Here is a 26,383-nt window from a genome sequence, read left to right as displayed (position 1 = left end):
GTCCTCCGCGGGGTCGGCGTTGCCGGGAAACCTAAGAACGGCGCATTACCAGGGGGTTCTGTGTGATGACGGCGAAGGCAACTCCGCCGCACATCACGCGGGCTGTGGCTGTGAGGCCCCGAGCCAGTCGAGCAATCCGCACACCGCGTCCTTGCACCCACCACAGCCAGTAGTGGCACGGGTGGCTTCCGCGAGTTGCGGCAGGCTTTCCGCGCCCGCACGCCAGGCGGACACGATCTGTCCCTTGGAGACGGTGTTGCACCGGCAGATCACCGCGCTGGACGGCAGGTCCGCCGGGCTGGCGGCCTCCGCGGGCAGCGCCCGGCCCAGCAGCAGGGCCAGCCGGTCCGTCGGCGCGGGGATGCCGCGGTCGTAGAGCTGGGTGATCGTCGCGGCCGCGTCCGGTGCACCGATCACGATCGCGCCCGTCACCCGGTCGTCGCGCAGGACGAGCTTCGCGTACCGGCCGCGCGAGGGTTCCTGGAAGCACAGGACTTCCGAGTCCGGGCAGTCCACGTCGGTGTGCACGTCACCCAGCGCGGCCAGGTCCACGTCGCGTGCCTTCAGGCGGGTGACGACCGAGGTTCCGCTGTACCTGGCGGCCGGGTTCGCGCCGGTCAGCCGGTCCGCGAGCACCGCTGCCTGGTCCCACGCGGGCTGCACCAGGCCGGACACGGTGCCTGGGTGCTGCGCGCAGTCGCCGATGGCGTGGATGCGCGGGTCGTTGGTGCGCAGCACGTCGTCCACGACGATGCCGCGGTCGACCTCCAGGCCCGCTTCGACCGCGAGCCCGGTCTCGGCGCGGACACCCGCGGAGACCACGACCAGTTCAGCGGGGACGTGGGTGCCGTCGTCGAGGATCAGGCCGTCGCCGGGGAGGTACTTGGCGGCCAGCGCGTTGAGGCGGAACTCGATGCCGAGCTTGCCGAGGGCGCGGGCGAGGACGCCGCCGGCGCCGGGGTCGAGCTGGCGTTCCATCAGATGGCCGACGGGGTGCACGACCGTGACCAGGCAGCCTCGTCCGGCCAGGCCACGCGCGGCCTCGATGCCGAGCAGACCGCCGCCCAGCACCACGACGGGCATGCCCTTCTTGGCCTTGGCCTCGATCTCGGCGCAGTCGTCGAGCGTCCGGAAGGCGACTACGCCGGCGGCGAGCTTGCCGTCCTCGATGAGGCCTTCGGCCGGCGGCACCCACGGCGTGCTGCCCGTCGCCAGCACCAACGCGTCGTACGGGAAGGTAACGCGGGAGCCCCCCGTTTCCTCCTGGGGAACGCGGGGCCCCCGCGTTCCCTCGACCACGACGGTGCGAGTGGCGCGGTCGATGGCGGTGACCTGGTGGTTCAGGCGGAGGTCGATGTTGTGCTCAGCGGCCCACTTGTCGTCGTGCAGCCGCGTCGATTCCGGGGTCATGGTTCCGGCGACCACGGTCGACAACAGCACGCGGTTGTACGCGGCGTGCGGCTCGGCACCGATGATCGTGATGGAGATGTCGTCGTCCCTGCGCCGCAGCTCATCCGCTAACCGGGCACCTGCCATGCCGTACCCAACGATCACGATTCGTCGTGTCACGCCCGCTCCAATCGCACAGCGCAGACCTTGAACTCGGGCATCCGGCTCGTGGGGTCGAGCGCGGGGTTGGTGAGGAGGTTCGCCCGCCCGTCACCGGGGAAGTGGAACGGCAGGAACACCGCGTCGGCCCGCATGCTCGGCACGCAGCGCACGGTCGCCGTCACCCGGCCCCTCCTGGACACGACGTGCGCGGGCTCTCCGGAGGAAAGCCCGGCACGGGAGGCCGTGTCGGGGTGCACCTCCACGTACATCTCGGGAACGGCCTTCATCAGCTCGCCGATCCGGCGCGTCTGCGCACCGGACTGGTAGTGCTGCAGCACCCGGCCGGTGGTGGCCTGCAACGGGAACTCCGCGTCCGGCGGCTCCGCCGGTCCTTTGTGGTCGACCGGGATGAACCGCGCCAGGCCGTCGGGGTGCGCGAACCGGTCGAGGAAAAGCCTTGGCGTGCCGGGATGATCGACGGACGGCACCGGCCAGTGCAGCTGTTCGTCGTCCAGCCGCTCGTAGGTGATGCCGGAGTAGTCGGAGAGACCGCCGGCGGACGCCCTGCGCAGTTCCTCGAAGACCTCCCTGGGCTCGGTCGGGAAACCCCCGACGCCGAGCCGGGAAGCCAGGCCGTTGATCAGCTCCAGGTCGCTGCGCACACCTTCTGGTGCGTCCAACGCCTTGCGGCGCCTGATGATCCGGCCTTCGAGGTTGGTCATCGTGCCGTCTTCCTCGGCCCACTGCGTCACCGGGAACACGACGTCGGCCATGGCGGCCGTCTCGGACATCACGAAGTCCGCGACCACCAGCAGGTCCAGTGCCTTCAGGCGTTCCACGACCTTGGACGCGCGCGGCGCGGACACCACCGGGTTGCTGCCGAACACCAGCATCGCCTTGAGGTCGTCCGCGGTGAGCAGCTCGTACGCGCTGCGCCCCGGCCCTGGCAGTTCGGTGACGCCCCAGACCTCCATGATGTGCCGGCGGGCCTCCGGGTCGTCGATCTTGCGGTAACCGGGCAGCTGGTCGGCCTTCTGGCCGTGCTCGCGGCCGCCCTGGCCGTTGCCCTGCCCGGTCAGGCACCCGTAGCCGGACCCCGCGCGACCGGGCAGCCCCAGCGCCAGCGCGAGGTTGATCCACGCCGAGACGTTGTCCGTGCCGGAGGCGTGCTGCTCGGTGCCGCGGCCGGACAGGATGTACGAGCGCCCGGCCAGCATCTGCACGGCGGCACGCTGGTCAGCGGCCGAGACGCCCGTGACGCGTTCGGTGTGCTCGGGCCACCACTGCGCGGCGATGCGCCAGGCGTCGTCGAAACCGCTGGTGCGCTCGGAGATGTACTCCTTGTCGATCACGCCCTCGATGACCGCCGTGTGCAGCAGGCCCAGCGCGAGCGCCAGGTCCGTGCCCGGCGCGGGCTGCAGGTGCAACGTCGCGCGCTCGGCGGTGGGCGTGCGGCGCGGGTCGATGACGATCAGCCGGGCGCCCTCCAGGTGGCGCAGGAACGGCGGCATCGTCTCAGCCGGGTTCGAGCCGGCCAGCATGATCGTGTCGGCGGTGCGCAGATCCGTGAGCGGGAACGGCATCCCGCGGTCCAGCCCGAACGCCTTGTTGCCCGCGGCGGCGGCCGAGGACATGCAGAACCGGCCGTTGTAGTCGATCTGCGAGGTCTTCAGCGCGACCCTGGCGAACTTCCCGAGCGCGTACGCCTTCTCGTTGGTCAGCCCGCCGCCACCGAACACGGCGACCTCGTCGGGCTCGTACGACCGGATCCGAGAAGCCACGAAGTCCAGCGCCTCGTCCCACGACACCGGCTCGCCGTGCAGCAACGGCGTGGTCAGGCGGGACGGATGCCGCAACAGCTCCCCCGCCGTCCAGCCCTTCTGGCACAGCCCACCGGGACCAGGGGCCACCTGGCCGTCGATGACGCTCATGGAGCACTGCAGCGCGCAGTAAGGGCAATGGGTCACGCCGCTGACGCTAAGAAGCGCCTGTTAACGCGATGCTCCGCAATGTTTCGAACCGGGAAAGTTGTCTGCTCAGAGCAGTGCGGTCACCTGGTGAGCAGCACGTTCCAAGCCCGCAAACGACTGTGACGTTGACAACGGGTGAAGTGCGTGCACCGCCAGCCGGAAGAGCGTCGCGCGCACCAGCGCCTGCGGCCACTCGCTCAGATGACCCCAGCGCTTGAGCAGCCCGGGGTCGGCGCCGCCCCACGCGACGGCGTCCACCGCGACCACCGCGGCGGCCCACTCCGGCGGGCGCCAGTACGCGGTGAAGTCGATGACGGCGGGCGGGGCGTTGCCCGCGAACAGCACGTTTCCGAAGAGGTCGCCGTGCACCACCTGCGGTTTCAACGCGATGGGCTTCAGCGTTTCCTTGAGCAGGTCGAACAGCCGGCCGCCGAGGTCGGCGTCGAGCGGCACGTCGTCCTCGCGCCACGCCAGGCGGTCGGCGACGGCGAACACGTCCGTCCGCGCTTCCAGGAAGCGGGGTTTCGGCAGCTCGGCGGTGGCCTGGTGGAGGCGTTGCGCGACGGCGACGACCTCGTCGTGACGTGCTTCGGCGCGACCGGCGAGGAACTTGGTGGCGGACCAGCCGCCGACGACGTACCTGCCGTCGGTGGATCTGAGCGGCCGGCCGATGCGCAGGTTCGGCACGTCCAGACCGTCGAGGGTCTTCGCGATCCAGGTGGCCTCTGCGGGCTTCGGCGCGGGCCGGATGGTGGCGTCGCCGCAGCGCCAGGCAGGGCCGCCGTCGATGAGCTCGGGCTCGGCGTCACGTGCCCCGAACGCCGCACGCACGTGCGCTGGGGGCGGTTCGGGGGCGCGGGTCACGGCTCGGCACGCTACCTGGATAGACCGTCTGGGTGGTGGACCACGACACGCCGTGATTCATCCCACCACCCAAACAGCCCAGTGTTTATTTGGCGCGAAAAGCACGTTCGGGCCATCTAGCGGCCCGAACGTGCTTTTCGCGCCAATCAGTAGGTCGGCAGCGAGGGGTCGACCTCGCGGGCCCAGGCCAGGACACCGCCACCGACGTGCACGGCGTCCTTGAAGCCCGCCTTGTGCAGCGCGGCAAGAGCCTCCGCCGAACGCGCGCCGGACTTGCAGTGCAGCACCAGCGGCTTGTCCTGCGGCAGCTCCGAGAACGCCTCGCCGGACAGGATCCGGTCCTTCGGGATCAGCACCGAGCCGGGGATCTTCACGATCTCGTACTCGTGCGGCTCACGAACGTCCACCAGCAGGAAGTCCTCACCGGACTCCTGCTTGTGCTTGAGCTCGAGCGGCGTGATCGTGTTGCCCGCGGCGGCCTGCTGCGCGTCCGTGGACACGACCCCGCAGAACGCCTCGTAGTCGATCAGCTCGGTGATCTTCGGCGACTCCGGGTCCTTGCGGATCTTGATCGTCCGGTAGGTCATCTCGAGTGCGTCGTAGACCATCAGGCGGCCCAGCAGCGGGTCGCCGATGCCGGTGAGCAGCTTGATCGCCTCGGTGACCATGATCGAGCCGATCGACGCGCACAGCACGCCCAGCACGCCGCCCTCGGCGCACGACGGGACCATGCCGGGAGGCGGCGGCTCCGGGTAGAGGTCGCGGTAGTTGAGGCCCTGGCCGTTCGGCGCGTCCTCCCAGAAGACGCTGACCTGGCCCTCGAACCGGAAGATCGAGCCCCAGACGTACGGCTTGCCCAGCAGCACCGCGGCGTCGTTCACCAGGTAGCGCGTGGCGAAGTTGTCCGTGCCGTCCAGGATCAGGTCGTAGTCGCGGAAGATCTCCAGCGCGTTCTCGGAGTTCAGGTGCGTCTGGTGGAGATTGACCTTCACGAACGGGTTGATCTCGGCGACCGAGTCGCGCGCGGACTCGGCCTTGGGGCGGCCGACGTCGGACTGACCGTGGATGACCTGGCGTTGCAGGTTCGACTCGTCCACGACGTCGAAGTCGACGACGCCGAGCGTGCCGACCCCGGCCGCGGCCAGGTACAGCAGTGCCGGGCTGCCCAGGCCGCCCGCGCCGACGACGAGCACCTTCGCGTTCTTCAGCCGTTTCTGGCCGTCCACCCCGACGTCCGGGATGATCAGGTGCCGGCTGTAGCGCGCGACTTCTTCTTTGGTCAGCTCCGCGGCTGGCTCAACGAGCGGCGGAAGCGCCATCTGGTCCTCCTCGACGGGCAATGTCTCCGTGTCCGAGACAACGTCTACCCTGCCTGGACTCTTCCCGGTTGGAAAGCTGTCTCAGCCAGCGGGAAACGCGTTCGGAGAGCAGATCTTGCCGTCCGCCGGCACGACGTCCTGCCCCGCGTTGAGCTGGGACACGAAGTTGTTCGCGACGCCGAACGTCTGCTGCATCATCACCGGCGCCGCCGCGCCGTTCTCACCACAGGCGGCGTGCTGGTTGCCCAGCGCGTGGCCGACCTCGTGGTTGATCACGTAGTTCCGGTACCCGGCCAGGTCGCGGGCGTAGACCATGGCGCCGCGCACCCAGCGGGCCACGTTGATCACGACCCGCTTCTTGCCGGGGTTCCAGCAGGAGGTCTCGAACGGGATCTCCTTGCCGCAGAGCGTGTGCGTCGTCGCCGTGGTGGTCAGCGAGATGATGAAGTCCGGGTTCTGGTTCGGCTCGACCCGCTGCAACGCGACCTGCTTGGTGCCGATCCAGCTGCGCGGGTCGGAGAGGAACCCGTCGACGGTGCGCGCGAACGCCGTCTCATCGTTGTTGTAGTCGGCCGGCGCCACGCCGTCCTCGATCGCGATCGCGTACTTCCGGAATTTCGCCGCGTTTCCCTCGCCCAGCCGCGGACCGCTGCCCGCCAGCGCGCGGAACGTGCCGACGCCGGAGGTCGAGAAGTCGGGGCCCGGCGGCAGTTCCGCGGTCGGGACGTCCAGCTTGGGCTTGCCCGCCTGCACCTCGGACGCGGGCGCCTCGGGGGTGCTGCTGGGCGTCAGGGCGGTCTCGCTGGACGGGTTGCCGGACGCGGGCGCCTTCGGCTGCACCGTGTCGAGCACCACCAGCGCCGTGAGCACGAGCAGGACCGGAATCGCGTAGATGCGCCATCCGTAGCTGGCGACGAGCTTCTTCACGCCGCCGCGCTTGCGAGGCCGCTGATGCTGCCCGGTGCCGTCCGGTTCCCAGGCCGCCGCAAGCGGTTCCGCGCTGGTCCGGCGCGCGCCACGACGGTAGCGGTCAGCGGGCGGAGCAGTACGTCCTCGCTCGGGGGCGCGATTCACGTTGCCCAGGGTCCCACATCCCCCGTATGGCCGTCGTTCATCACCATGTGTGTCGGTCGACCGCCTCCCACATGCCCAGAACCGCCCTCGCCACGGTGGCGGGCCGCTCCATCTGGGCTACGTGGCCGGTCCGCGGAAGCACCAGGAGTCGTCCCTTCGGCAGCAGCCGGGCCGTCCGCGGTCCCTTCCGCACGCTGACCAGCCTGTCGTTCTCGCCCCACACGACCAGCGTCGGCGCCTTGACCAGCGGCAACAGCCGCCAGAGCGACTTCGGTCCCGGCGTGAACCAGCTCTGCATCAACCCGAAGGTGCTGCGGTTGAGCGCCTGGCCCGCCCACCTCTGCCGGGCGCGCTCCTCGTTCTCCTTGATCGACTCCTCGATGCGGTGATCGGGCACGACGCTCGGGTCGGCGAAGCACAGGGCCAGCATCTGCTTGGTGCGCTCGTGCGCGGTGAGCTTCGCCAGCTCGCGGCGCACCTTGGACCCGATGATCGGCAGGAACGCGAGCGCCATCCGCGGGTCGGACATGCGGTCGAGGCGCGGCCGCAGATCGGGCACGGCCGGCGAGACGAGCGTGAGCGTCTGCACGAGATCCGGCCTGGTCGCGGCGACGATGAGCGAGATCGCGCCGCCCATCGAGTTGCCGAGCAGGTGCACCGGCCCGCCGAGCGTCTCGAGGTACTTGATCACCGTGCGGGCGTGCGTGGGCAGGCTGAAGTCGTAGCCGGGGATCGGCTCCGACCGCCCGAACCCCGGCAGGTCGACCGAGTACCCGGTGACGTGGCCGCGCAGCTGGGCTGCCAGGTCCGTCCAGTTCGTCGCGGACCCGCCCAGGCCGTGCACGAAGACCGCGGGCGGACCGTCTCCCGGCGTCACCCTGACGTGCACCTCGTGGTCATCGACCTGGTGAAACTCACCTGGCCACGGCGTCTGGGTCTTGTCCAGCGGCGGCAGCGCGACCGTGGACAACGGGGCGGGAATCAGGGTGCTCACCTGACCAGGATGCGGGAAAGAAGACCGAGATGGTTCCCGGATGTGGGCTACTAGCGAGTAAGGTTGCGTCACGCCCCGGTCAGGCAACCCCTGTCCGACGGCATGCTGAGGAGTGCTGGAGGCACCATGACGGAGACGGCGCAGAGCGCACCCGCAGGCAGGGGCGTTCGACTGCCGCGCACCGCCCGCCGCGCGCAGCTGCTGGCAGCGGCGCAGGACGTGTTCGTCGCCAACGGCTACCACGCCGCCGCGATGGACGAGATCGCCGAACGTGCGGGCGTGTCCAAGCCGGTGCTGTACCAACACTTCCCCGGCAAGCTCGAGCTGTACATGGCCCTGCTCGAGTCCCATGTGGACGAGCTGGTGGGCCGCGTGCGCACGGCCATCGCCTCCTCGCCGGACAACAAGTTGCGGGTGCGTGCCGCCGTGGCCGCCTTCTACGACTTCGTGGACGGTGAGGGCCAGGCGTTCCGCATGGTCTTCGAGTCCGACCTGCGCTCCGAGCCCTCCGTGCAGGAGGCCGTCGAGCGCGCGACGACCGACTCCGTCGACGCCATCACCGACACCATCACGGCCGACGCCGGCCTCGACCCGGACCGCGCGCGCCTGCTCGCCGTCGGCCTGGTCGGGCTCTCGCAGGTCACCGCCCGCTCGTGGCTCGCGGACAACCGCCGGGTGCCGAAGGAGGAGGCCGTGGCGCTGATCTCCAACCTGGCGTGGCGCGGCATCGGTGGCGGTTTCCCGCTCCAGCACTGAAAAAGGGGGCCCGCGGGCCCCCTTTTCACATCAGCGCGGCGATCCTTCTCGCCACGTCCTCCGACCGTTCCAACGGCAGCATGTGCCCGGCCTTCGGGTAGATCACGAACTGCGCCGACGGCAACGCGTCCGCCAGCACCCGTGAGTGCCGCATCGGCGTGAGGACGTCCCAGGAACCGGCCAGCACGACGGTGGGAATCGCCGACAGCACCGCCAGCGCCTCCTGCCGCTGGTGCCGGGTCAGTTCCTCCCGGATCCCGACGAACGCCTCACCGGTCGTCGCTCCCGCCATCGCCGCGGCCGCACGCACGTCGGCCCAGCGCGGCCGGCGCCCGAACGTCACCCGCAGGCCAGGCGTGATCAAGCGGCCGAACCCGACCTTCGGCCGCTTGACCAGCCACTTCCCCGCGAGCCGCTCGACGCCGCTCATCCGGGGCAGGTTCCCGCACGACGTGGCGATGAGCGCCACCCCCGTGACGCGCGAGAACAACTCGGGGCGCTGCTCGGCCAGCGCCATGATCGTCATGCCGCCGAGGGAGTGACCGGCCAGCACGATCCGGCCGGTCGGGGCAAGCTCCTCCAGCACGGCGGCCAGGTCGTCGGCCAGGTCCGAGATGGAGCCGGTACCGCGGGACCCGCCGTGGCCGCGCACGTCGTAGCGGACCACCCGGCCGGGCAGTGCCGCGGCGACGCGGTCCCACGTCGTGAGGTCCATGGTCCAGCCGTGCAACAGGACCGCCGTCACGTCGGAAGTCGAAGGCCCCGACGTGACGACGTTCAGCCGATCAAGAACGAGCGTCGCCATGAACGCATCCCCGGCTTTCCGACGAGTCCGGCCTCATCCAGGAACGACATGATCCGTTCCCCCGCCCAGCGGAGGGTCTCCTGGAAGTGCGGGTTGCCCAGCGCCTGCCGGTGCGCCTCACGCACGTCCAGCCCGACCGCGGCGTAGACGGCCGGATTGATGATCGTGCGCGTGATCATCATCGACACGTAGCCGACCAGCCACTTCTGGTACGGCAGCTCAAAAGCCTTCAAACCGGACATGCCCCGCAGCAGCTCTTCGCGGGCGAACCGCACGTGCCGGGCCTCCTCGAGCACGTGGATGCGGTTCACCATCCGCACGATCGGCTGGATGGTCTCGTCGGCCATGGCCTCGCGCTGCAGGCGGTCGAGGATCTCCTCCGCCACCAGGATCGAGCCGTACATGGCCGGTCCGTAGCCGATGGTCGGCAGCAGCTTGCCGAGCCGGTGGGTCTGGCGGACGGGGCCGTACGGCGGGCAGCCGATGCGCTCGACCAGGCGCGCGAACATCGTGGAGTGACGGCACTCGTCCGCCACCTCGGTCAGCGCGTACTGGGCGTGCCGCGTGGTCGGGTCGGTGTTGTAGACGACCTTCACCAGCATCTGCATGAGCAGCAGCTCGAACCACAGGCCGACCGACGCGATCGACGCCAGCTCGTGCTTGGAGAGCTCGATGCGCTGCTCGCGCGTCAGCGAGTCGTACAGCGGGGTGCCGTAGAGCGAGATGCGATGTTCCGGGATGTAGAAGAGGCCCTCGACCAGCGGTGCTTCCCAGTCGATGTCCACTTCCGGGTCGTAGAACCTGTCGGCGGAGGACTTCAGCAGCCTCTCCGCTGTCTTCTCCCGATCGGCGACCCTCATCGGTTGCCCTCCCCGGTAAGTGTTACTTGAGGTAACGGTTACTTCTGGTAGCGTGCGTCACATGGCACGCACTGTCAAGGGGCCGGACGCGCGACGCGAGCGCTGGAAGGGGCATCGCGAACAGCGCAGGGCGGAGTTCGTGGAAGCCACGATCGCCGTCGTGGCCAAGAAGGGGCCGGACGTCGGCATGGAGGACGTCGCCGCGGAGGCAGGCGTCAGCAAACCCGTGCTGTACCGGCACTTCACCGACAAGTCGGACCTGTACCTGGCGGTCGGCCAGAAGGCCACCGAACTGCTGATGGACCGGATGGGCCCGGCACTGGCCGCCGACGGCCCGATCCGCGACCGCATCGAACGGATCGTCGACGCCTACCTGTCCGTGATCGAGGACAACCCGAACCTCTACCGGTTCGTGGTGAAGGGGTCCTTCGTGGACCGCCCGGTCGAGAAGGACGTGGTGCAGGAGGACAAGAACCTCATCGCGAACGCGCTGGCCCGGATCCTCGGCGACTACCTGCGCGCGTTCGACATGGACTCCGGCGGCGCCGAGCCGTGGGCGCACGCCCTCGTCGGCATGGTGCAGAACGCGGGCGACTGGTGGCTCGACCGCCAGACCATGTCCCGCGCGAACCTCAGCGACTACCTCGCCACGATCATCTGGCACGCCATCGACGGGCTGTTGCGCTCGGCCGGCGTCCAGGCCGACCCTGCCCGGCCACTCACCCCGCTGCGATTGGTGGACTGACATGAGCGAGCACGCCGAAGACGGCTACACCGGCGCCGCGACCCTCGCGTTCCAGGACGGCGTGATCCCGGTCGACGTCGAACTGCGGGGTTACTTCCAGCCGATCGACGGCCGCTACCACTGGTACGGCCGGATCAAGGCGAACAACGAGGTCACCAGCCGGGTCGAAGCAGGAGCGCGAACCGCGTTCCTGCGCACCCCCACGGGTGAGGCCGAGGGCACGCTGACCGACCCCGATCCGTGGGGCCGCTACCGGGTCGGCGGCATCTCCACCCCGCCGTACAAGATCGAAGAACCCGCCGAGCAGTGAGTTGCAACGGAAAAGGCCCCGGTCAGAACGACCGGGGCCTTTCTCGTCGAAAGAAAACTCAGGCGCCGAACCCGACCTTGCGCGAGTCCTGCGGACCGATCTCCACGTAGGCGACACGGCCAGCGGGCACGACGAAACGCGCACCCTTGGCGTCCACCAGCGACAGCACGCTGGTCTTACCGGACACCGCGTCCGCCACCAGAGCCTCAACATCCGACGGGTTGAGCTCACTGGTCACGACGAGTTCCCGCGGGCTGTCCGCGACGCCGATCCTGACCTCCACGCTGACCTCCGTGCTCAAGAGAAAAATCTACGGCCGAGCCTACCTAGCCCAGACCCAGCTGCGTCATGCGCCGCGCATGACTCTGCTGGAGCCGCCGGAACAACTGCCCTATGCCGGCGAGGTCCCCGGAGCCCCTGACGATCAACTCGGAGAGGCCGTCCCGCTCCGCCACCACGTACTGGGCCTGCGTCAACGCCTCGCCGAGCAGCCGGCGGCCCCACAGCGCGAGCCTGTCCCGCACCCGCGGATCCGACTCGACGGCGGCCAGAACTTCGCGCTCAGCGAACGCCGAATGTCCCGTGTCGGCGAGCACCGCGAGCACGAGCTGCTTGGTCGGCTCGTCGAGCCACTCGGCGATCTCGCGGTAGAAGTCGGCGGCCAGCCCGTCGCCCACGTAGGCCTTGACCAGCGACTCGAGCCACGACTTGGGGCTGGTCGACTCGTGGAACGCGTCGAAGCCCTTCACGAACGGCGCCATCGCGTCCTCGACGGCGATGTCCTCGGCTGCCAGGAACTTCTGCAACTGCGTGAAGTGACCGATCTCGGCCGCTGCCATCTGCGCGAGCGCGGCGCGACCGGACAATGTCGGCGCCGTGCGCGAGTCCTCCGTCATCCGGTCGAAGGCAGAGAGCTCGCCATATGCGAGCGCCCCGAGAAGATCGACAACACCCTCCGCAACACCCATGGGCGGAAGCCTAGTGCGGGGGCCCCGGCCTTCACCGGCCGATTGCCCGTTCAGACGGGTCCTGCCGGCCGTCGCGAGCGGCCGGTGAAGATCGGGATCGCGTCACTAGGTGGTCAATTGCGTCTCGCCAGGTAGAATGGCCCGAGACGCCCGGCGTGACGAGTGTGACGCCCACGCTGCGAGGCGTCGTGAATGGGTGCGTGCACACCTTTCCCGCAGCTCCACTGGAGAGCGCGGTCGAGAGGCCCGGCCAGGGCAAGTGCGCGCTGGTACGAGAGAGGCTGATCACCCTGACCGCTGAAGTAGAAACACATCTGGACCCGGTAGCCCTGGAACACAGCGAGGCCGGTGTACCTGAAGAAGACCCGTCGCACCCGCTGCTGGCAGACGCCCCGGTGCAGAACGACTCCCCCACGTTCGCCGAGCTGGGAGTGCGTGACGAGATCGTCAAGGCACTCGGTGAAGCCGGCATCGTCCGCACTTTCGCCATCCAGGAGCTGACGCTCCCCATCGCGCTCGCCGGCGACGACCTGATCGGTCAGGCGCGCACCGGCACCGGCAAGACCCTCGGGTTCGGCGTGCCGCTGCTGCACCGGCTCGACACGCCCGGCGACGGCACCCCGCAGGCACTTGTGGTCGTCCCCACTCGTGAGCTGTGTCTCCAGGTCACCCACGACCTCACCGACGCGTCCCGGCACCTCGGTGTCCGGGTCACGGCGATCTACGGCGGCCGTCCGTACGACCAGCAGATCGCGCAGCTCAAGAAGGGCGTCGACGTCGTCGTCGGCACGCCCGGCCGGCTGCTCGACCTGGCCGAGCAGCGCCACCTGGTGCTCGGCAAGGTCCGCGCGCTGGTGCTGGACGAGGCCGACGAGATGCTCGACCTGGGCTTCCTGCCCGACATCGAGCGCATCCTCACGATGGTCCCCGACGAGCGGCAGACGATGCTGTTCTCGGCGACCATGCCGGGCCCGATCATCACGCTGGCCCGCACGTTCCTGAACCAGCCGACGCACATCCGCGCCGAGGAGAACGACGCAGGCCAGACGCACGAGAACACCTCTCAGTTCGTCTACCGGGCGCACTCCATGGACAAGCCGGAGATGCTGGCCCGCGTGCTGCAGGCCCGCGACCGCGGCCTGTCGATGATCTTCGCCCGCACCAAGCGGACCGCCCAGAAGGTCGCCGACGACCTGACCGAGCGCGGGTTCGCCGCGGCCGCCGTGCACGGTGACCTCGGCCAGGGCGCGCGCGAGAAGGCGCTGCGGGCGTTCCGCAGCGGCAAGGTCGACGTGCTGGTGGCCACCGACGTCGCGGCGCGCGGCATCGACATCGACGACGTGACGCACGTCATCAACTACCAGTGCCCCGAGGACGAGAAGACCTACGTGCACCGCATCGGCCGCACGGGCCGTGCCGGGCGCACGGGTGTCGCAGTCACGTTCGTCGACTGGGACGAGACCGCGCGCTGGGCCTCGGTCAACGAGCTGCTCGGCCTCGGTCAGCCGCTGCCGGTGGAGACGTACTCCACCTCTGACCACCTCTTCGCCGACCTGGGCATTCCGTCCGGTTCCACGGGCCGGTTGCCGCTGAGCCACCGCACCCGCGCGGGCCTCGACGCCGAGGAAGAGGAGAAGCTCGACACCGGCAAGCGCAAGCGCCGCCGCCGCACCGGCACCGGTTCAGGTTCTGGCGCCGGCCGCGAGGCGGGCGAGCAGGCACCGGAGGCGAGCGAGGCCACCAGGCCGAAGCGCAGCCGGTCGCGCACGCGCAGCCGCTCGGGCGTGCCGCAAGAGGGCGAGCAGGCCGAGGCTCCGGCGAGCTCGGACGCGGCGGACAAGCCCGCGTCGGACAAGCCACGCAGGCGTCGGCGCCGCCGAAGCTCTGCCGAACAGGCCGCACCTTCGGCAGACTGATCACCATGTCGTCCACCGGTTCCGACGTCACCGACATCGAGGACGTCCTCGACGAGCCAGCGCACGAGCGCGAGCCAGTCGAGGAGCGTCCGCCCGCGCGGTCGTGGCGCACCCGCGCCGACTTCATCGCGGTCGCGCTGATCGCGGTCGTCTCGGTCGTCGCGGCCGTGGCGACCTGGGCGTTCAGCGATGCTCGCGCCACGACGTCGGTCACCGGGCCGTCGTCGTGGGACCAGCTGCCCGAGGTGGCCGCGCTGCCACCGTCGCTCGCCGAGGTGTGGCGCGCGAAGAGCGGCGCGACGCAGTCCCCCGTGGTCGTCCTGACCCAGGTCAAGGAGACGGGCGAGGAAAAGCCGTCCACGGTGGTCACGGGTGACGGCGGCAAGGTCAGCGGGCTCGACCCGCTGACAGGTGACGTCCGGTGGACGTACGAGCGCGATCTCCAGCTGTGCGTGGTGAGCACGGGCTGGGGCCGCGCGATGGCCCTGTACTCCAAGGGCACGAACTGTTCCGAACTGACTTCGCTCGACGGCATCACCGGCGAGCGGCGCGCGCAGCGCAACGGCGACGCGGAACCGGGTACGGCGCTGCTCAACGAGGGCTCGCACCTGATCACGACCGGGTCGAAGTTCATGGAGGTCTACCGGCGCGACGACCTGGTGCGCTCGCTCGAGTACGGCAGCCTGCGCGCGATCGTGAACCCGAACAAGCAGCCGCGGTCCGGCTGCACGTACGGCTCGGTCGCGCTGACGTCCGGCAAGTTCGCGATGATCGAGCGCTGCCCCGACGACGCGTGGGACCGGATCTCGGTGATCAAGCCGAACCCGGACAAGTCCGATGAGCCGAAGGTGTTCGCCAGCGTCCTGACCGGCGGGAGGAACGCGCAGGTCGTGGCCGTGACGGAGAAGCTCGTCGCGGTCGCCGTGCCGAACCCGAGCCGCCTGGTCGTGTTCGACGCGGAGAGCGGCACGCAGGTCAGCGAGACCCCGATCGACGTGCCGGCGGCGGACTTCACCGATCCGCCGAACCACGTGACGCGCGGGTTCACGACCAAGACGAACGTCTTCTGGTTCACCGGTTCCAAGACGATCTCGCTGTCGTCCGAGACGCTCACTCCACTGTGGACTGCGGACGGCACGCTGGGCGCGGGCACCACGCTCGCGGGCCGCGCGTTGATCCCGGTCAAGGAAGGCCTGCGGGTGTACGAGCAGGGCACCGGCGCGGTCGTGGGCACCATCCGGGTGAACCGCGCCGGCCACACCGGTCCTGTGCAACTCGCCACAGCCGGTCCCGTCGTGCTCGAGCAGCGTGGCGAAACCCTGGTCGCGCTGCGATAGTTCCCTCGTGTACTCGCAGATGAGCCCGCACCGGGCGCAACGCGTCGACCTGCCGGGCCGCTACGGCACGATCGCGGCCCTGCGCGCCCCCGCCGTGGGCGACGACGCGATGCGCACGACGGCGCTGCTCGTGCCCGGTTACACGGGTTCCAAAGAGGACTTCGCGCCGATCATCGACCTGATCGCGGACGCGGGTTTCGAGGTCATCGCGATCGACCTGCCCGGCCAGCAGGACTCGGCAGGTCCCGGCGACGAGGCGCTGTACCGGCCAGGCCCGCTGGGATCGGTGCTCGCCGAGCTGATCGAGAAGATCGCCGCCGACGGCCGCCGCGTGCTGCTGCTCGGCCACTCCTACGGCGGTCTCGTGTCACGAGCCGCGGTCTTCGCCGGTGCCCCGATCTCGGGTCTGACGCTGATGGCGTCCGGCCCGTCCGAGATGCCCGCGGGTGAACGCCGCACGGTGCTGGAGGTCGGCGAGCACGTGCTGGCCGAGCAGGGCGTCGAGGGCAGCCAGAAGCTCAACGAGCTGCGGTCCGCGCAGAACCCGGCGTACATCGCGCTTCCGCAGGAGCTGAAAGACTTCTACCGCACCAGGTTCCTGAAGTCGCCGGCCGCGGCGTTGCTCGGCATGGGCAACGGCCTGCGCTACGAACCGGACCAGGTCGCCAAGCTCGCCCGCGCGCTGCGGTCGTCGGGGACGCCGTGCCTGGTGGTCTGCGGTGACGCCGACGACGCGTGGAGCCCGGCCGCCCAGCGGGACATGGCGGAGCGGCTGGACGCGGACTTCGCGGTGCTGCCCGGCGTGATGCACTCGCCGAACACCGAGGCACCGCACGAGCTCATCGCCACGCTGCTGCCGACGTGGCGGGCCTGGCTGGCGTCCTAGCACCAGCCAGGCAGCCTTCACATCACGGCAGGATCGTCACCGTGCGCTCGTCCACGGTGCCCGGGAACGAGGTCAGGTTGGCCCTCACCCACGCGCTGCCCCAGCGGAACGGCCTGTCCTGCGCGATGGGAATGAGCGAGACGGACTCCGGCTTGCCCGTGCACCGGACCTCCGCGGAGTCGGCGCCCTTGGCGACCCCGCCGATCACTGCCTGGTTGACGTCCAGGAACACGTAGCTCGAGAAGCCGGCCGGGCACGTGTAGGTCACCTTGATCTCGACGGCCGCCCCCGCGGCCTGGATCTTCGCGATCGGCTCGACCTTGATCCCCGCCGACGGTGACTGCGTGCTGACGTCCGCCATGACCGGCGCGACGGACGCGAGGACCGCGCCGGCCGCGACCGCGACGACGGCCAGCGTTCTTCCCCGTGAGAACTTCTTCATGCTGCTACCCCCTCGATCACTCCGTCCCTTGTGGACGGAGAGCCCCTGGTGGACGAGAACCTTCCGGTACTCGTCGTGCAGTTCACGCACGACCGGGGTGCCGAGGTTGCCTTGATCGAGAAAAAAGCGGGTCTGGCCGGTGGACCAGACCCGCGCTGCCTCACGGGACGATCTTGATCTCGCGCTCGTCCCTGGCGACCGAGTTCGGGTAGCCGCGCAGTTCGGCCTTCGCGAACGCGGTGCCCCAGCGGAAGGCGCGGTCGTTCGCCGTGACGTTCACCGTCGTGGTCTCGAACCCGCCGGTGCAGTTGAGGTTGTCCTTGTACGCGCCGCCGACGGCCACGCCGCCGACCACGGACTGGGTCACCGACAAGTTGAAGTAGGCCTGGCTGCTACCGGGCTGGCACGCGTAGGTCACCTGGACCTCGATCGCGGCACCCCACGCCTTCCACTTGGCCGGCGACTCGACTCTGATCGCCGCGGTCGAAGGCGACTGGGCGCTCACGTCCGCCAGCACCGGCGCGACGGACGCGAGAACCGCACCACCGGCGACGGCGGCCACGGCGAGCGTCTTGCCCCCAGAGAGCTTCTTCATGCTGCTGTCCCCTCATTCACTCCGCCCCTCGTGGGCGGAAAACCCAGTCCGGCGCAGAGGCCGGCAACGATGAGCACGACAGGCAGGTGCCACAGGAAGTCGAAACCGCTGTGCACGAGCAGGACGACGACAGCCGCCAGCGCCCCCGCCCACAACGAAGTCCCGCGCCCTCGCCACATGGCGATCAGCACGGCGGCAACGACCCCCAGCGCCAGCAACAGCCCGACAGCCCCCAGCTCGACGAGCACCTGGAGGTACTCGTTGTGCACGTAACGCATGACGCGGGCGCCGTCGTTGACTCTGGCGAAGAAAAAAGATCCATTTCCTGGCCCGGCGCCGAACAGAGGTGCCTTCGCCACCAGTTCCAGCGCCGCTCCGGTGGCCCCGCTGCGGTCCGGTGAGCTGAACGAGACGCGCGAGGCCAGCCTGTCCGCGAACGCGAACGCCGCCATCGCGCCACCGGCCGCCAGCAGCACCGCGACCGGCACCACGAACCGCCCCAGCCTGGGCAGACCCAGCGCCACGAGGGCACCCACGACCAGTCCGGCGACCGCGAGCAACACCTCCGGCTCGTCGGCCAGCCGCATCGTCGGCAGCAACGCGCCGACCGCGACCACGGCCCCGAGCAACGGTGGCGCAGCAGCGGCAATGGTCTTCTTGAAGCCCTCGAACACGCACAGCACCAGCAACCCGGCCGCCAGCGCGATCACACCCGCGCGGCTCATCGTGGCGCCGATCCCCGTGCACAACACGAAACTCATCACCGACGTGAGGAGCGACGGCCGCAGGACCAGCGACACCACGACCCCGGCCGCCATCACCGCGGCGGCCGCGTTCGGGTAGGTCAACGTCGAGGCGGCCCTCAGCAGCCCTTCGGCCACCGTCGTCCAGGACGGTATCCGGAACACCACGGCCACCCACCCGGTGAGCCCGACCAGCGCCCCCACACCGGCCACGACCGTGGCGAGCAACTCGCGTTGTTCCCGATCGGCCTGTGCCGCAACGAGAACCGCGCCGACGAACACCCCTGCCGCCGCGACGGTCGGCAGCGCCGCCAGCACTTCCCCTTCGAGCAACCCGCGCAGGACAGCCCACAGCGCGAGCGCTCCACCCAGCGCCGCGAGCAGAGTTGGCCGCGGGCGGGCGAGCACGACGGCCACCCCGACCAGCAGCCCGGACAGCACCCGGCCCGGCAGGTAGTACCCGCCCTGCGCGACCACGGCCGCGGCGAACCCGGCGACCAGCAACAGACTCGGCATCGGCAGCGCGACCGTTTCCCGGCGCACGCCAACAACATCCCCCACAGCCATCGACTTTCCCCCAGCGCTCGAACCCGCTCCCCAAGCAGGTCGAGCACACTGTAGGTGTCAGGTGGCCGCAGCGGAAGTGTCAATGTGCGTCAGCTCAGCAGCACCGCGGTGAACGCTCCCAGCAGCATGAACGGCCCGAACGGCAGCGTGCTCTTGAGGGTGACTCGCTTGAGCGCCAGCAGAACCAGCGAGACCACGGCCGACAGGATGAACGCCAGCGCGGCACCGAGCAGCAGCACCGGCCACCCGAGCCAGGCGAGCGCCATGCCGAGCACACCGGACAGCTTCACGTCGCCGTACCCCATCCCGGCGGGGTTGAGGAACTCGAGCACCCGGTAGACGAACACGAGCGTGAGGCCGCCGAGCACCGCCCGGCCGAGCGCGCCGATCGTGCCGCCGGTGAGCGCGGCGACAGTGAGAAGAATCAGCACGAGCGGGTACGCGGGCAGGGTCAGCACGTCCGGCAGCCTGCGCACGGCCGTGTCGATGAACGCGAGCGCGACACCCATAGCGCCGAGGCAGGCGAACGCGAGCACCTCGACCGAACCGGCGAACTTGGCCGCGAGCAGGGCCAGCACGGTCGCGGACACGAGCGGCAGCGCGAACCCGGTGCGGGTGAAGCGGCCGACCAGGTCGCGCAACGCGACGCCGGACGCGAGTCCGCCCACGGCGCCACCGACGGCCCAGAGAAGAGTCATGCGGCCGACGGTAGATCGCCCGTGGCCGCAACGGAACGTGACGGCGCCAGGTCGGACCGACAAGCCGACACCGTGTCCCCCGATCGACCGACATGTCATCCGAACTGCACGTTCGTTACACCAGTTCGCCCGATACCGCGCGAATTCCTCGTAACGCACAGTTGCGGAGTCCCAGTCGGATCCATCCCCCAGGAGACCGCGATGCTCACCTTCCTCAGCTACGTGCAGACGTTCCTCACCCGCACCGTCAAGCGCGAAGACGACGACCGCGGCGCGACAGCCGTCGAGTACGGCCTGATGGTCGCCCTCATCGCCATCGTGATCATCGCCGCGGTGACCCTGCTCGGCACCAACCTGCTGGCGCTGTTCAACCAGATCGCCGCCGAGCTGGCCTGACCGTGAGGCGTCCGCACGAATCCGACCGCGGCGCCACGGCCGTCGAGTACGGCCTGATGCTGGCGCTGATCGCAGTCGCCGCACTGGTCGCCGTCACCGCTGTCGGCGAGAACATGGCAACCATGTTCGAGTTCGTCGCCGACGTCATCGACGGCTGAGGTCTCCTGTTCCGCGCGGCCGGCGTTCTCCCCTCCGCCGGCCGCGCACCTTTCTTCGGAGCGGTCATGAACAACGATGCTCGCGATCGCGGCGCGACCGCTGTCGAAGTCGCACTCCTGATGCCGATCCTGCTGATCCTGGTGATGGGCATCGTCGACTTCGGGCGCGCGTTGCACGCCCAGATCACACTCACCCAGGCGGCACGTGAAGGCGTCCGCGTCGCCGCGTTGAAACAACCGAACCCGACCGGCCGCACGGAGGACGCCGCCGCAGGGCTGGATCCCGCCAGCATCGGTGTCACGGTCACCGCCTGTCCGGCGACCCCCGACGACGAAGACGCCGAGGTGGAGGCCACCTACACCTTCGAGTTCGTCACGCCCGTCGGCGGCCTCGCCGGAATGTTCGGCGGTGGCGGCTTCGGTTCCCCGATCCTGCTGAGCGCCAAGGGGGTCATGCCGTGCGAAAGCTGAGGTCTGACGACCGCGGGGCGCTCGGTGTCCTCATCGGCATCCTGCTCGGATTCGGTGTCCTGCTCGGCATGGGCGCGATCGTCATCGACGTCGGCATCATGTACCAGGAGCGGGCCGAGCTGCAGAACGGCGCCGACGCGGGCGCGCTCGCAGTGGCCCGCGGGTGCGCCGCCGGCGCCTCGACCTGCATGGTCAACAAGGCCAACTACTTCGCCAACCACAACGCCAAGGACGGCGTGTCCACAGTGGACCAGGTGTGCGGGTTCGACGGCAACGGCGTGCTGTCCTCGTGCGGTGCGTCGACCGGAGCGATGGTCGACTGCCCCGCCAAGCCCGCTTCGGGCATCAAGTACGTGGACGTGCACACCTCGACGCAGACCGCGGGCGGAGACACACTGCTGCCTCCGGCGTTCGCGAGGACGTTGGCGGGCAACGGTTCCTACGAGGGAACGCGCGTCGCCGCCTGCGCCCGCGCCACGTGGGGCCCGCCGAAGACCGCGACCACGATGGCTCTCACGATCTCGTGGTGCGAGTGGAACCAGGCGACCTCCAGCGGCACGACGTTCGGCCCGGTACCGCCCACAACCCCGCCGGTGTCGGTGCACCGCGTGCTCAAGCTGCACACCACGGGTGGCACGACGTGTCCCAGCGGCCCGTCGGGTTCGGACGGGCCCGGCATGTTCGGCTGGGTCGACGACACCAACTCCGACTGCTCGGTGGAGATCAGCAACAACACCTACAGCGCGAACACCGGTGCCTCCTCGGACAAGGACTGCAAGGCCGCGCTGGCGAGCGCGTTCACCTCACGCCAGGCCGTCTACCTCCCGATCTACACCAAGGTCACCGGCACCGGCACCGGCGGCACGTACACGCTGGCCGGCTTCGCGGGCTTCGTCGTCACCGGCTACTGGCTGCCCGGCGCCTCGCAGAAGGACTGGCTGACCGGCAAGAACGAGTGCAAGGGCTCGGACAAGTGCGTCGCGGGCTACTTCGTCCAGGGCCTCATGCCCAACACCGGCACCATCGGCGGCCCCGATCTCGGTGCCCGCATCGTCCAGCTCACCGGCTGAAACCCAGGAGTCGTCATGAAGAACCGCGCGATCCTCATCATCCTGGCGGTGTTGCTGGCCGTCGTAGGCAGCGCCGGGGTGTTCCTCTACGTCCGCAGTGCCGACTCACGGGCGATCGCGGGCCAGCAGGCCATCACCGTGCTCGTCGCGAAGGACCGCGTCCCCGCGGGCACCACCGCTGAGGCGTTGAAGGAGTTCGTGGAACAGCAGCAGATGCCCAAGAGCAGCGTGCCGGCCAACACGTTGTCCGAAGTGGACTCGTCGCTGGCCGAGCTCGTGACGTCCTCGGAGATCGCCGAAGGCCAGCTGCTCACCAAGGCGTTGTTCACCGAGCCGGCCTCGCTCGCGAAGGGCATCTCGATCCCCGACGGGATGATCGCGGTGACCGTGCCGACCGAAGCCTGGCAGCGCGCGGGCGGGCTGATCCAGAAGGGCTCGAAGGTCGCGGTGTTCGACACGTTCACCGTGATGGACGGCAAGGGCAACACCCCGGCCGGTGACGGGCTTTCCAAGCAGTACGAACGGAACCAGTCCACCCGCCTGCTGCTGACCGGCCTCGAGGTCCTCTCCGTCGTCGACGAGAAGAAGGCAGCGCAGGACGGCGACGTCGGCAAGGCGATCGTCACGGTCGCGGTGAAGCAGGCCGATGCGGAGAGGCTCATCCACGGCCAGCAGACGGGAACGCTCTACTTCGCGCTGCTCGGCGGCAAGTCCGAGATCGCGCCGGGCAACGGCGTCGACAACCGCTCCCTGTTCGGAAACTGAGGCGTGCCATGACGATCCTGTGTGAGCCGGCCGCCCGCGCCGGACAGCTCTCCCCCGCGCTCGGCGGCGACGTCCGCGCCGCGGGCACACTCGCCGAGACCCGCCGGCTGCTGGCCTCCGACCCCGTCGAGTCGCTCGTGGTCGTCGGTGCGTCGATCGACCTGGACGAAGCACTCACGTTCACCTCGGCGTTGCGCCTCCAACGCCCGGCCGTCGGTGTGGTGCTGCTGCGCGACGTGCTCGACGTAGTGGTCCTGACGAGGGCGCTGCGTGCCGGTGTGCGCGAAGTCGTCGCACAGGACGACCTCGCCGCGTTGGTGGACGCCTGCGCGCGATCACGACAGCTGTCCGCCCAGGTGACCGGTGTGCCGCAGCCCCGGCCGGACGAACGCCGGAACGGCCAGGTGATCACCGTGTTCGCCGCGAAGGGCGGGTGCGGCAAGACGACGCTCGCGGTGAACCTCGCCGCGGTGCTCGCGGCGGGCGGCGAGCGCTCGGTCTGCCTGGTGGACCTCGATCTCTCGTTCGGCGACGTCGGCATCTGCCTTCGGGCCGAACCGATTCGCACGATCGTGCACGGCCTCGGGATGCTCGGCCACGTCGACGCGGCGGGCGCGTCATCGCTGCTCACCGCCTGTCGGCCGGGGCTGAGCGCGCTGCTCGCACCCGTGGAACCCGGTGACGCGGAACGGATTCCGGCCGGTCTGGTCAGCGAGCTGCTCGCGGTGCTGCCGTCGATGTTCGACTACGTCGTGGTCGACACGCCGTCGGCGTTCAGCGAGCACGTTCTGGCCGCGATGGACTCCTCGCACCACCACGTCCTGCTGACCACGCCGGACGTGCCCGCGCTGAAGAACCTGCGGGTCACGCTCGACATGCTGGACCTGCTGTCGTACGCGCACGACATCCGGTCGGTCGTGCTGAACCGCTCCGACGCGAAGGTCGGCCTCTCGATGGACGACATCGACCGCGTTGTGCGCAGCGACATCCGTGCGCACGTGCCGTCCAGCCGGGACGTGCCGATCTCGGTCAACAAGGGCAACCCCATCGTCCTCGACCTGCCGAAACACCCGGTGAGCGAGGCGATCGCGCGGTTCGCCCGTGAACACGTCCTCGTGGAACCGGCGGTCGCCGCGGCCAAGTCGAAGAGGTGGTTCCGATGAGCCTGGCCAATCGCATTGCCGCGCAACGGGAATCCACCTCGCCGACGCCTCCGCTGCGCAGGCAGGCACGCGCCGCCGACCCGTTCGCCGAGGTCAAGCGCAGCGTGCACGCCGGGCTGCTGGAGGTCCTGGGCCCCAAGCTCTACGACGCGCACCTCGACCAGCGCGAGCTGGAAGCCCGCGTCCGCCAGACGTTGCAGGCGGTGCTGGAACGCGACGAGACACCGCTGACCAACGCCGACCGCGCCCGCATCGCCCTGGAGGTGCTGGACGAGATCCTCGGCCACGGGCCTTTGGAGCCCTACCTGCGGGACCCCGCCATCTCCGAGATCATGGTGAACGGCCACGACCAGGTCTACGTCGAGCGCGGGGGCCGCCTCGAGCCGGTTCCGGTGGCGTTCGCGGACGAGTCGCACCTGCGCCGCACGATCGACAAGATCGTCGCCAAGGTCGGCAGGCGGGTCGACGAGGCATCGCCGATGGTCGACGCCCGCCTGCCCGACGGCAGCCGCGTCAACGCCGTCGTACCGCCGATCGCGCTGGACGGCTCGGTGCTGACGATCCGCAAGTTCGCCGCGGACCCGTTCACCGTCGACGACCTGGTCGGCTTCGGCACGCTGACGCCCGCGACCGCGTACCTGTTGCAGGCCTGCGTCCACGGGCGGATGAACATCCTGATCGGCGGTGGTACCGGCTCCGGCAAGACGACGTCGCTGAACGTGCTGTCGTCGTTCGTGCCCGCCGACGAACGCATCGTCACCATCGAGGACGCCGCCGAGCTCCAGCTGCGCCAGGACCACGTGCTGCGCCTGGAAGCCCGACCGCCGAACGTGGAGTCGCGCGGTGAGGTCGCGGTGCGGGACCTGGTGCGCAACGCACTGCGCATGCGTCCCGACCGCATCATCGTCGGTGAGGTCCGCGACGGCGCCGCCCTGGACATGCTGCAGGCGATGAACACCGGGCACGACGGCTCCATCACCACCGTGCACTCCAACTCGCCGCGTGACTCGTTGTCCCGCCTGGAGACCATGGTGCTCATGGCCGGCGTCGACCTGCCGGCGCGGGCGATCCGCGAGCAGATGGCGTCCGCGATCGACCTGATCGTGCACCAGTCCCGACTGAAGGACGGCACGCGGCGCATCACCCACATCACCGAGGTCATCGGGATGGAGGGCGAGGTCGTGACGCTGCAGGACATCTTCCAGTTCGACTTCCACGCGGGCGTCGACGAGCGCGGGTTCTACCGGGGTCAGCTGCAGTCGACGGGGTTGCGCCCGCATTTCGTGCAACGCCTGCGGGACCGGGGCATCGACGTGCCGCCGCACCTGTTCGGAGGGGGACCGCGATGACCAGGGTGCTCGCCGGGTTCCTGATCGGCACCTTGCTGACGTTCGCGTTCAGCGCTTTCGCCGTTGCCGCACCATCTCGCGGGGTGGTGGTGCTGCTCGACACCAGCGGCTCGATGGCGCCGGACCGGATCGTCGTCGCCAGGCAGGCGATCGCCGCCTACGTGGGCTCGCTGCCTCCGGACGTGCAGGTCGGCCTGGTCACGTTCTCGTCGCAGCCGTCGCTCGTCGTCGCGCCCACCGCGGACCGCGGCGTGCTGGCCGGAGCACTGGAACGGTTGCAGGCCAAGGGTGACACCTCGTTGTTCGACGCCGTCCCGGTCGGGCTGTCCGCGCTGAAGGACATCGCCGAGCGGCGGATGGTGATCATCTCCGACGGCGAGGACACGGTCAGCAAGTCCACTGTGGACTCCGCTGTGTCGGCCGTCGCGTCCTCCGGCGTGCCGACCGATGTGATCGGCTTCCAGTACAGCGACGAAGCGTTGCGGCGCATCGCGTCCGCGGCCGGTGGCCGGCTGCTGACCGCCTCCGACGCCGCCGCGCTGGCCGCCGCTTTCGCCGCTCTCGCGGTGCCTTCGCCGGCACCGCCTGCTCAGACGGCGGAACCTGTTGCCCCGCCGGCACCTGCGCCTGTGGCCGTCCCCGCTCCGGAGCCCGGCCTGAACTGGCAGACAGGAGTGCTGATCGGCGGCACGTTCCTGGTGGTGTTCTTCGGCGTGCTCGTGCTGCTGTCGCCGCGCCGTTCCTCCGCCGGCCGGAGGCTGGAGCGGCACCTGGACCACTACGGCCCACGCGAACCCGTTGTGCAGGAGGAAAGCCAGGCCGCGCAGACCGCCGTGGTGTGGACCGCTCGCGTGCTGAGCGCCGACAGCTCCGCCCGCATCGCGGACCGGCTCGACCTGGCGGGCATGAAGGCGAGTCCGGCGGAGTGGACGGTGCTGCGAGCCTGCGTCTCGGCCGTGCTCGCCGCCGTGCTGAGCCTGCTGACGACCTGGTGGCTCGGTGTGCCGGTGGGCGTGCTGTGCGGGTGGCTGCTGACGGCGGTGTTCATGAGGATGCGCATCGCCAAGCGCCGTGCCGCGTTCGCCGACCAGCTCCCGGACGTGCTGCAGCTGATCGCCAGCTCGCTGCGCTCGGGATTCTCGCTGGCCCAGTCCATCGACGCCGTCGTGCGTGACGACACCCAGCCCACCGCGGGCGAGTTCTCCCGCGCGCTGGCCGCCACCCGCATCGGCGCGGAGCTGGAGGACGCCCTCGACCGGGTCGCCGCCCGCATGCACAGCGCCGACCTCGCCTGGGTCGTGATGGCCGTCCGGATCCAGCGCCAGGTCGGCGGCAACCTCGCCGAGGTGCTGATGAACACCGTCGCCACGATGCGCGACCGTTCCCAGACCCGCCGGCACGTCCGCGCCCTGTCGGCGGAGGGACGGCTGTCCGCCTACGTCCTGGTCGGCCTGCCGATCGGTCTCGCCGCCTTCCTGTTCTGGATGCGCCCGGAGTACATGCGGCCTCTCTACACCACGTTGATCGGCATCCTGATGCTCTCGTTCGCTGCCCTGATGGTCGTCCTCGGCTCGTTCTGGATGCGCAAACTCGTGCGCGTGGAGGTGTGAC

Annotated in this window: 28 protein-coding genes; 14 read left to right on the top strand and 14 right to left on the bottom strand. The window is 69.8% G+C overall.

Annotated features, from left to right (window positions below; translation table 11 throughout):
* Positions 1-93: 93 nt before the first annotated feature.
* From ACIA8G_RS37815 to ACIA8G_RS37790, 6 genes are all read right to left on the bottom strand, one after another.
* On the bottom strand, positions 94-1,569 hold the full coding sequence (locus tag ACIA8G_RS37815) for an FAD-dependent oxidoreductase (protein WP_396423564.1): 1,476 nt from the start codon (positions 1,567-1,569) through the stop codon (positions 94-96).
* On the bottom strand, positions 1,566-3,482 hold the full coding sequence (locus ACIA8G_RS37810) for a molybdopterin oxidoreductase family protein (RefSeq protein ID WP_396423666.1): 1,917 nt from the start codon (positions 3,480-3,482) through the stop codon (positions 1,566-1,568). Before ACIA8G_RS37810 ends, ACIA8G_RS37815 begins: the two co-directional genes overlap by 4 nt.
* Positions 3,483-3,587: 105 nt before the next feature.
* Entirely contained in the window at positions 3,588-4,385 is a 798-nt protein-coding gene (locus ACIA8G_RS37805) for a TIGR02569 family protein (protein WP_396423563.1), read from the bottom strand.
* A gap of 146 nt (positions 4,386-4,531) precedes the next feature.
* Positions 4,532-5,704 carry an adenylyltransferase/sulfurtransferase MoeZ gene (gene moeZ / locus ACIA8G_RS37800; RefSeq protein WP_396423562.1) on the bottom strand — a complete coding sequence of 391 codons (1,173 nt, stop codon included), beginning with the start codon at positions 5,702-5,704 and terminating at the stop codon, positions 4,532-4,534.
* A gap of 81 nt (positions 5,705-5,785) precedes the next feature.
* Positions 5,786-6,778, bottom strand: a complete 993-nt coding sequence (locus tag ACIA8G_RS37795; RefSeq protein ID WP_396423561.1) for a DUF3152 domain-containing protein — start codon at positions 6,776-6,778, stop codon at positions 5,786-5,788.
* Between the two features lie 40 nt (positions 6,779-6,818).
* The gene (locus ACIA8G_RS37790) at positions 6,819-7,772 is read right to left on the bottom strand and encodes an alpha/beta fold hydrolase (protein WP_396423560.1); all 954 of its coding nucleotides are present in this window, start codon (positions 7,770-7,772) and stop codon (positions 6,819-6,821) included.
* A 126-nt stretch (positions 7,773-7,898) separates the two neighbouring features.
* On the opposite strand from ACIA8G_RS37790, the gene ACIA8G_RS37785 reads away from it, so the two are divergent.
* Entirely contained in the window at positions 7,899-8,528 is a 630-nt protein-coding gene (locus tag ACIA8G_RS37785) for a TetR/AcrR family transcriptional regulator (RefSeq protein WP_396423559.1), read from the top strand.
* 25 nt (positions 8,529-8,553) lie between these two features.
* Here ACIA8G_RS37785 and ACIA8G_RS37780 read toward each other — a convergent pair whose 3' ends face one another.
* Together ACIA8G_RS37780 and ACIA8G_RS37775 are read right to left on the bottom strand one after the other, a co-directional pair.
* Positions 8,554-9,333, bottom strand: a complete 780-nt coding sequence (locus tag ACIA8G_RS37780; RefSeq protein WP_396423558.1) for an alpha/beta fold hydrolase — start codon at positions 9,331-9,333, stop codon at positions 8,554-8,556.
* Positions 9,306-10,193 carry a diiron oxygenase gene (locus tag ACIA8G_RS37775; protein WP_396423557.1) on the bottom strand — a complete coding sequence of 296 codons (888 nt, stop codon included), beginning with the start codon at positions 10,191-10,193 and terminating at the stop codon, positions 9,306-9,308. The genes ACIA8G_RS37780 and ACIA8G_RS37775 overlap by 28 nt, the downstream gene beginning before the upstream one ends.
* A 61-nt stretch (positions 10,194-10,254) precedes the next feature.
* Here ACIA8G_RS37775 and ACIA8G_RS37770 point away from each other — a divergent pair, with 61 nt between their 5' ends.
* Both ACIA8G_RS37770 and ACIA8G_RS37765 read left to right on the top strand, forming a co-directional pair.
* On the top strand, positions 10,255-10,938 hold the full coding sequence (locus tag ACIA8G_RS37770; RefSeq protein WP_396423556.1) for a TetR/AcrR family transcriptional regulator: 684 nt from the start codon (positions 10,255-10,257) through the stop codon (positions 10,936-10,938).
* A 1-nt stretch (position 10,939) separates the two neighbouring features.
* Positions 10,940-11,248, top strand: coding sequence for a DUF4873 domain-containing protein (locus ACIA8G_RS37765; RefSeq protein ID WP_396423555.1), 309 nt, complete (start codon positions 10,940-10,942; stop codon positions 11,246-11,248).
* Between the two features lie 58 nt (positions 11,249-11,306).
* Here the strand turns inward: ACIA8G_RS37765 and ACIA8G_RS37760 are convergent, their stop codons facing one another.
* A complete protein-coding gene (locus tag ACIA8G_RS37760) occupies positions 11,307-11,531 on the bottom strand; it encodes a DUF3107 domain-containing protein (RefSeq protein WP_396423665.1) in 225 nt (74 codons plus the stop codon).
* A 43-nt stretch (positions 11,532-11,574) separates the two neighbouring features.
* A complete protein-coding gene (locus ACIA8G_RS37755) occupies positions 11,575-12,216 on the bottom strand; it encodes a ferritin-like fold-containing protein (protein ID WP_396423554.1) in 642 nt (213 codons plus the stop codon).
* 281 nt (positions 12,217-12,497) lie between these two features.
* On the opposite strand from ACIA8G_RS37755, the gene ACIA8G_RS37750 reads away from it, so the two are divergent.
* Genes ACIA8G_RS37750 through ACIA8G_RS37740 form a run of 3 tightly spaced genes read left to right on the top strand, consistent with a single transcriptional unit; the run spans position 12,498 to position 16,355 of the window.
* A complete protein-coding gene (locus ACIA8G_RS37750) occupies positions 12,498-14,132 on the top strand; it encodes a DEAD/DEAH box helicase (RefSeq protein WP_396423664.1) in 1,635 nt (544 codons plus the stop codon).
* A gap of 5 nt (positions 14,133-14,137) precedes the next feature.
* Positions 14,138-15,469 carry a PQQ-binding-like beta-propeller repeat protein gene (locus ACIA8G_RS37745; protein WP_396423553.1) on the top strand — a complete coding sequence of 444 codons (1,332 nt, stop codon included), beginning with the start codon at positions 14,138-14,140 and terminating at the stop codon, positions 15,467-15,469.
* A gap of 7 nt (positions 15,470-15,476) precedes the next feature.
* Positions 15,477-16,355 carry an alpha/beta fold hydrolase gene (locus ACIA8G_RS37740; protein WP_396423552.1) on the top strand — a complete coding sequence of 293 codons (879 nt, stop codon included), beginning with the start codon at positions 15,477-15,479 and terminating at the stop codon, positions 16,353-16,355.
* A gap of 22 nt (positions 16,356-16,377) precedes the next feature.
* On the opposite strand, the gene ACIA8G_RS37735 is transcribed toward ACIA8G_RS37740, so the two are convergent.
* The 4 genes from ACIA8G_RS37735 to ACIA8G_RS37720 all read right to left on the bottom strand — a co-directional run bounded on the left by ACIA8G_RS37735 (position 16,378) and on the right by ACIA8G_RS37720 (position 19,400).
* On the bottom strand, positions 16,378-16,797 hold the full coding sequence (locus ACIA8G_RS37735; protein WP_396423551.1) for a hypothetical protein: 420 nt from the start codon (positions 16,795-16,797) through the stop codon (positions 16,378-16,380).
* 160 nt (positions 16,798-16,957) lie between these two features.
* Complete coding sequence (locus tag ACIA8G_RS37730; RefSeq protein ID WP_396423550.1) at positions 16,958-17,392, bottom strand: hypothetical protein; 435 nt, start codon at positions 17,390-17,392, stop codon at positions 16,958-16,960.
* Positions 17,389-18,702, bottom strand: a complete 1,314-nt coding sequence (locus tag ACIA8G_RS37725; RefSeq protein ID WP_396423549.1) for an O-antigen ligase family protein — start codon at positions 18,700-18,702, stop codon at positions 17,389-17,391. Before ACIA8G_RS37725 ends, ACIA8G_RS37730 begins: the two co-directional genes overlap by 4 nt.
* An 89-nt stretch (positions 18,703-18,791) precedes the next feature.
* Positions 18,792-19,400, bottom strand: a complete 609-nt coding sequence (locus tag ACIA8G_RS37720) for a prepilin peptidase (protein ID WP_396423548.1) — start codon at positions 19,398-19,400, stop codon at positions 18,792-18,794.
* A 201-nt stretch (positions 19,401-19,601) separates the two neighbouring features.
* Here ACIA8G_RS37720 and ACIA8G_RS37715 point away from each other — a divergent pair, with 201 nt between their 5' ends.
* From ACIA8G_RS37715 to ACIA8G_RS37680, 8 genes are all read left to right on the top strand, one after another.
* Positions 19,602-19,796 (top strand): Flp family type IVb pilin, encoded by a 195-nt coding sequence (locus tag ACIA8G_RS37715; RefSeq protein ID WP_396423547.1) that lies wholly within the window; start codon positions 19,602-19,604, stop codon positions 19,794-19,796.
* Positions 19,797-19,798: 2 nt separating this feature from the next.
* Positions 19,799-19,954: a Flp family type IVb pilin gene (locus ACIA8G_RS37710; protein WP_396423546.1), complete on the top strand. Its 156-nt coding sequence runs from the start codon at positions 19,799-19,801 to the stop codon at positions 19,952-19,954.
* Positions 19,955-20,020: 66 nt separating this feature from the next.
* Entirely contained in the window at positions 20,021-20,425 is a 405-nt protein-coding gene (locus ACIA8G_RS37705; protein ID WP_396423545.1) for a TadE/TadG family type IV pilus assembly protein, read from the top strand.
* The gene (locus ACIA8G_RS37700; protein WP_396423544.1) at positions 20,413-21,495 is read left to right on the top strand and encodes a TadE/TadG family type IV pilus assembly protein; all 1,083 of its coding nucleotides are present in this window, start codon (positions 20,413-20,415) and stop codon (positions 21,493-21,495) included. Before ACIA8G_RS37705 ends, ACIA8G_RS37700 begins: the two co-directional genes overlap by 13 nt.
* A gap of 15 nt (positions 21,496-21,510) precedes the next feature.
* Positions 21,511-22,260, top strand: coding sequence for a Flp pilus assembly protein CpaB (gene cpaB / locus ACIA8G_RS37695; protein ID WP_396423543.1), 750 nt, complete (start codon positions 21,511-21,513; stop codon positions 22,258-22,260).
* Positions 22,261-22,268: 8 nt separating this feature from the next.
* On the top strand, positions 22,269-23,423 hold the full coding sequence (locus tag ACIA8G_RS37690; RefSeq protein ID WP_396423542.1) for a CpaE family protein: 1,155 nt from the start codon (positions 22,269-22,271) through the stop codon (positions 23,421-23,423).
* A complete protein-coding gene (locus tag ACIA8G_RS37685) occupies positions 23,420-24,772 on the top strand; it encodes a CpaF family protein (RefSeq protein WP_396423541.1) in 1,353 nt (450 codons plus the stop codon). Before ACIA8G_RS37690 ends, ACIA8G_RS37685 begins: the two co-directional genes overlap by 4 nt.
* On the top strand, positions 24,769-26,382 hold the full coding sequence (locus tag ACIA8G_RS37680; protein WP_396423540.1) for a VWA domain-containing protein: 1,614 nt from the start codon (positions 24,769-24,771) through the stop codon (positions 26,380-26,382). Before ACIA8G_RS37685 ends, ACIA8G_RS37680 begins: the two co-directional genes overlap by 4 nt.
* Position 26,383: the final 1 nt, after the last annotated feature.

It is taken from the genome of Lentzea sp. NPDC051213 (assembly GCF_044455585.1).
Lineage (GTDB): Bacteria > Actinomycetota > Actinomycetes > Mycobacteriales > Pseudonocardiaceae > Lentzea.
This window is presented reverse-complemented; position numbering and strand designations above follow the sequence as displayed.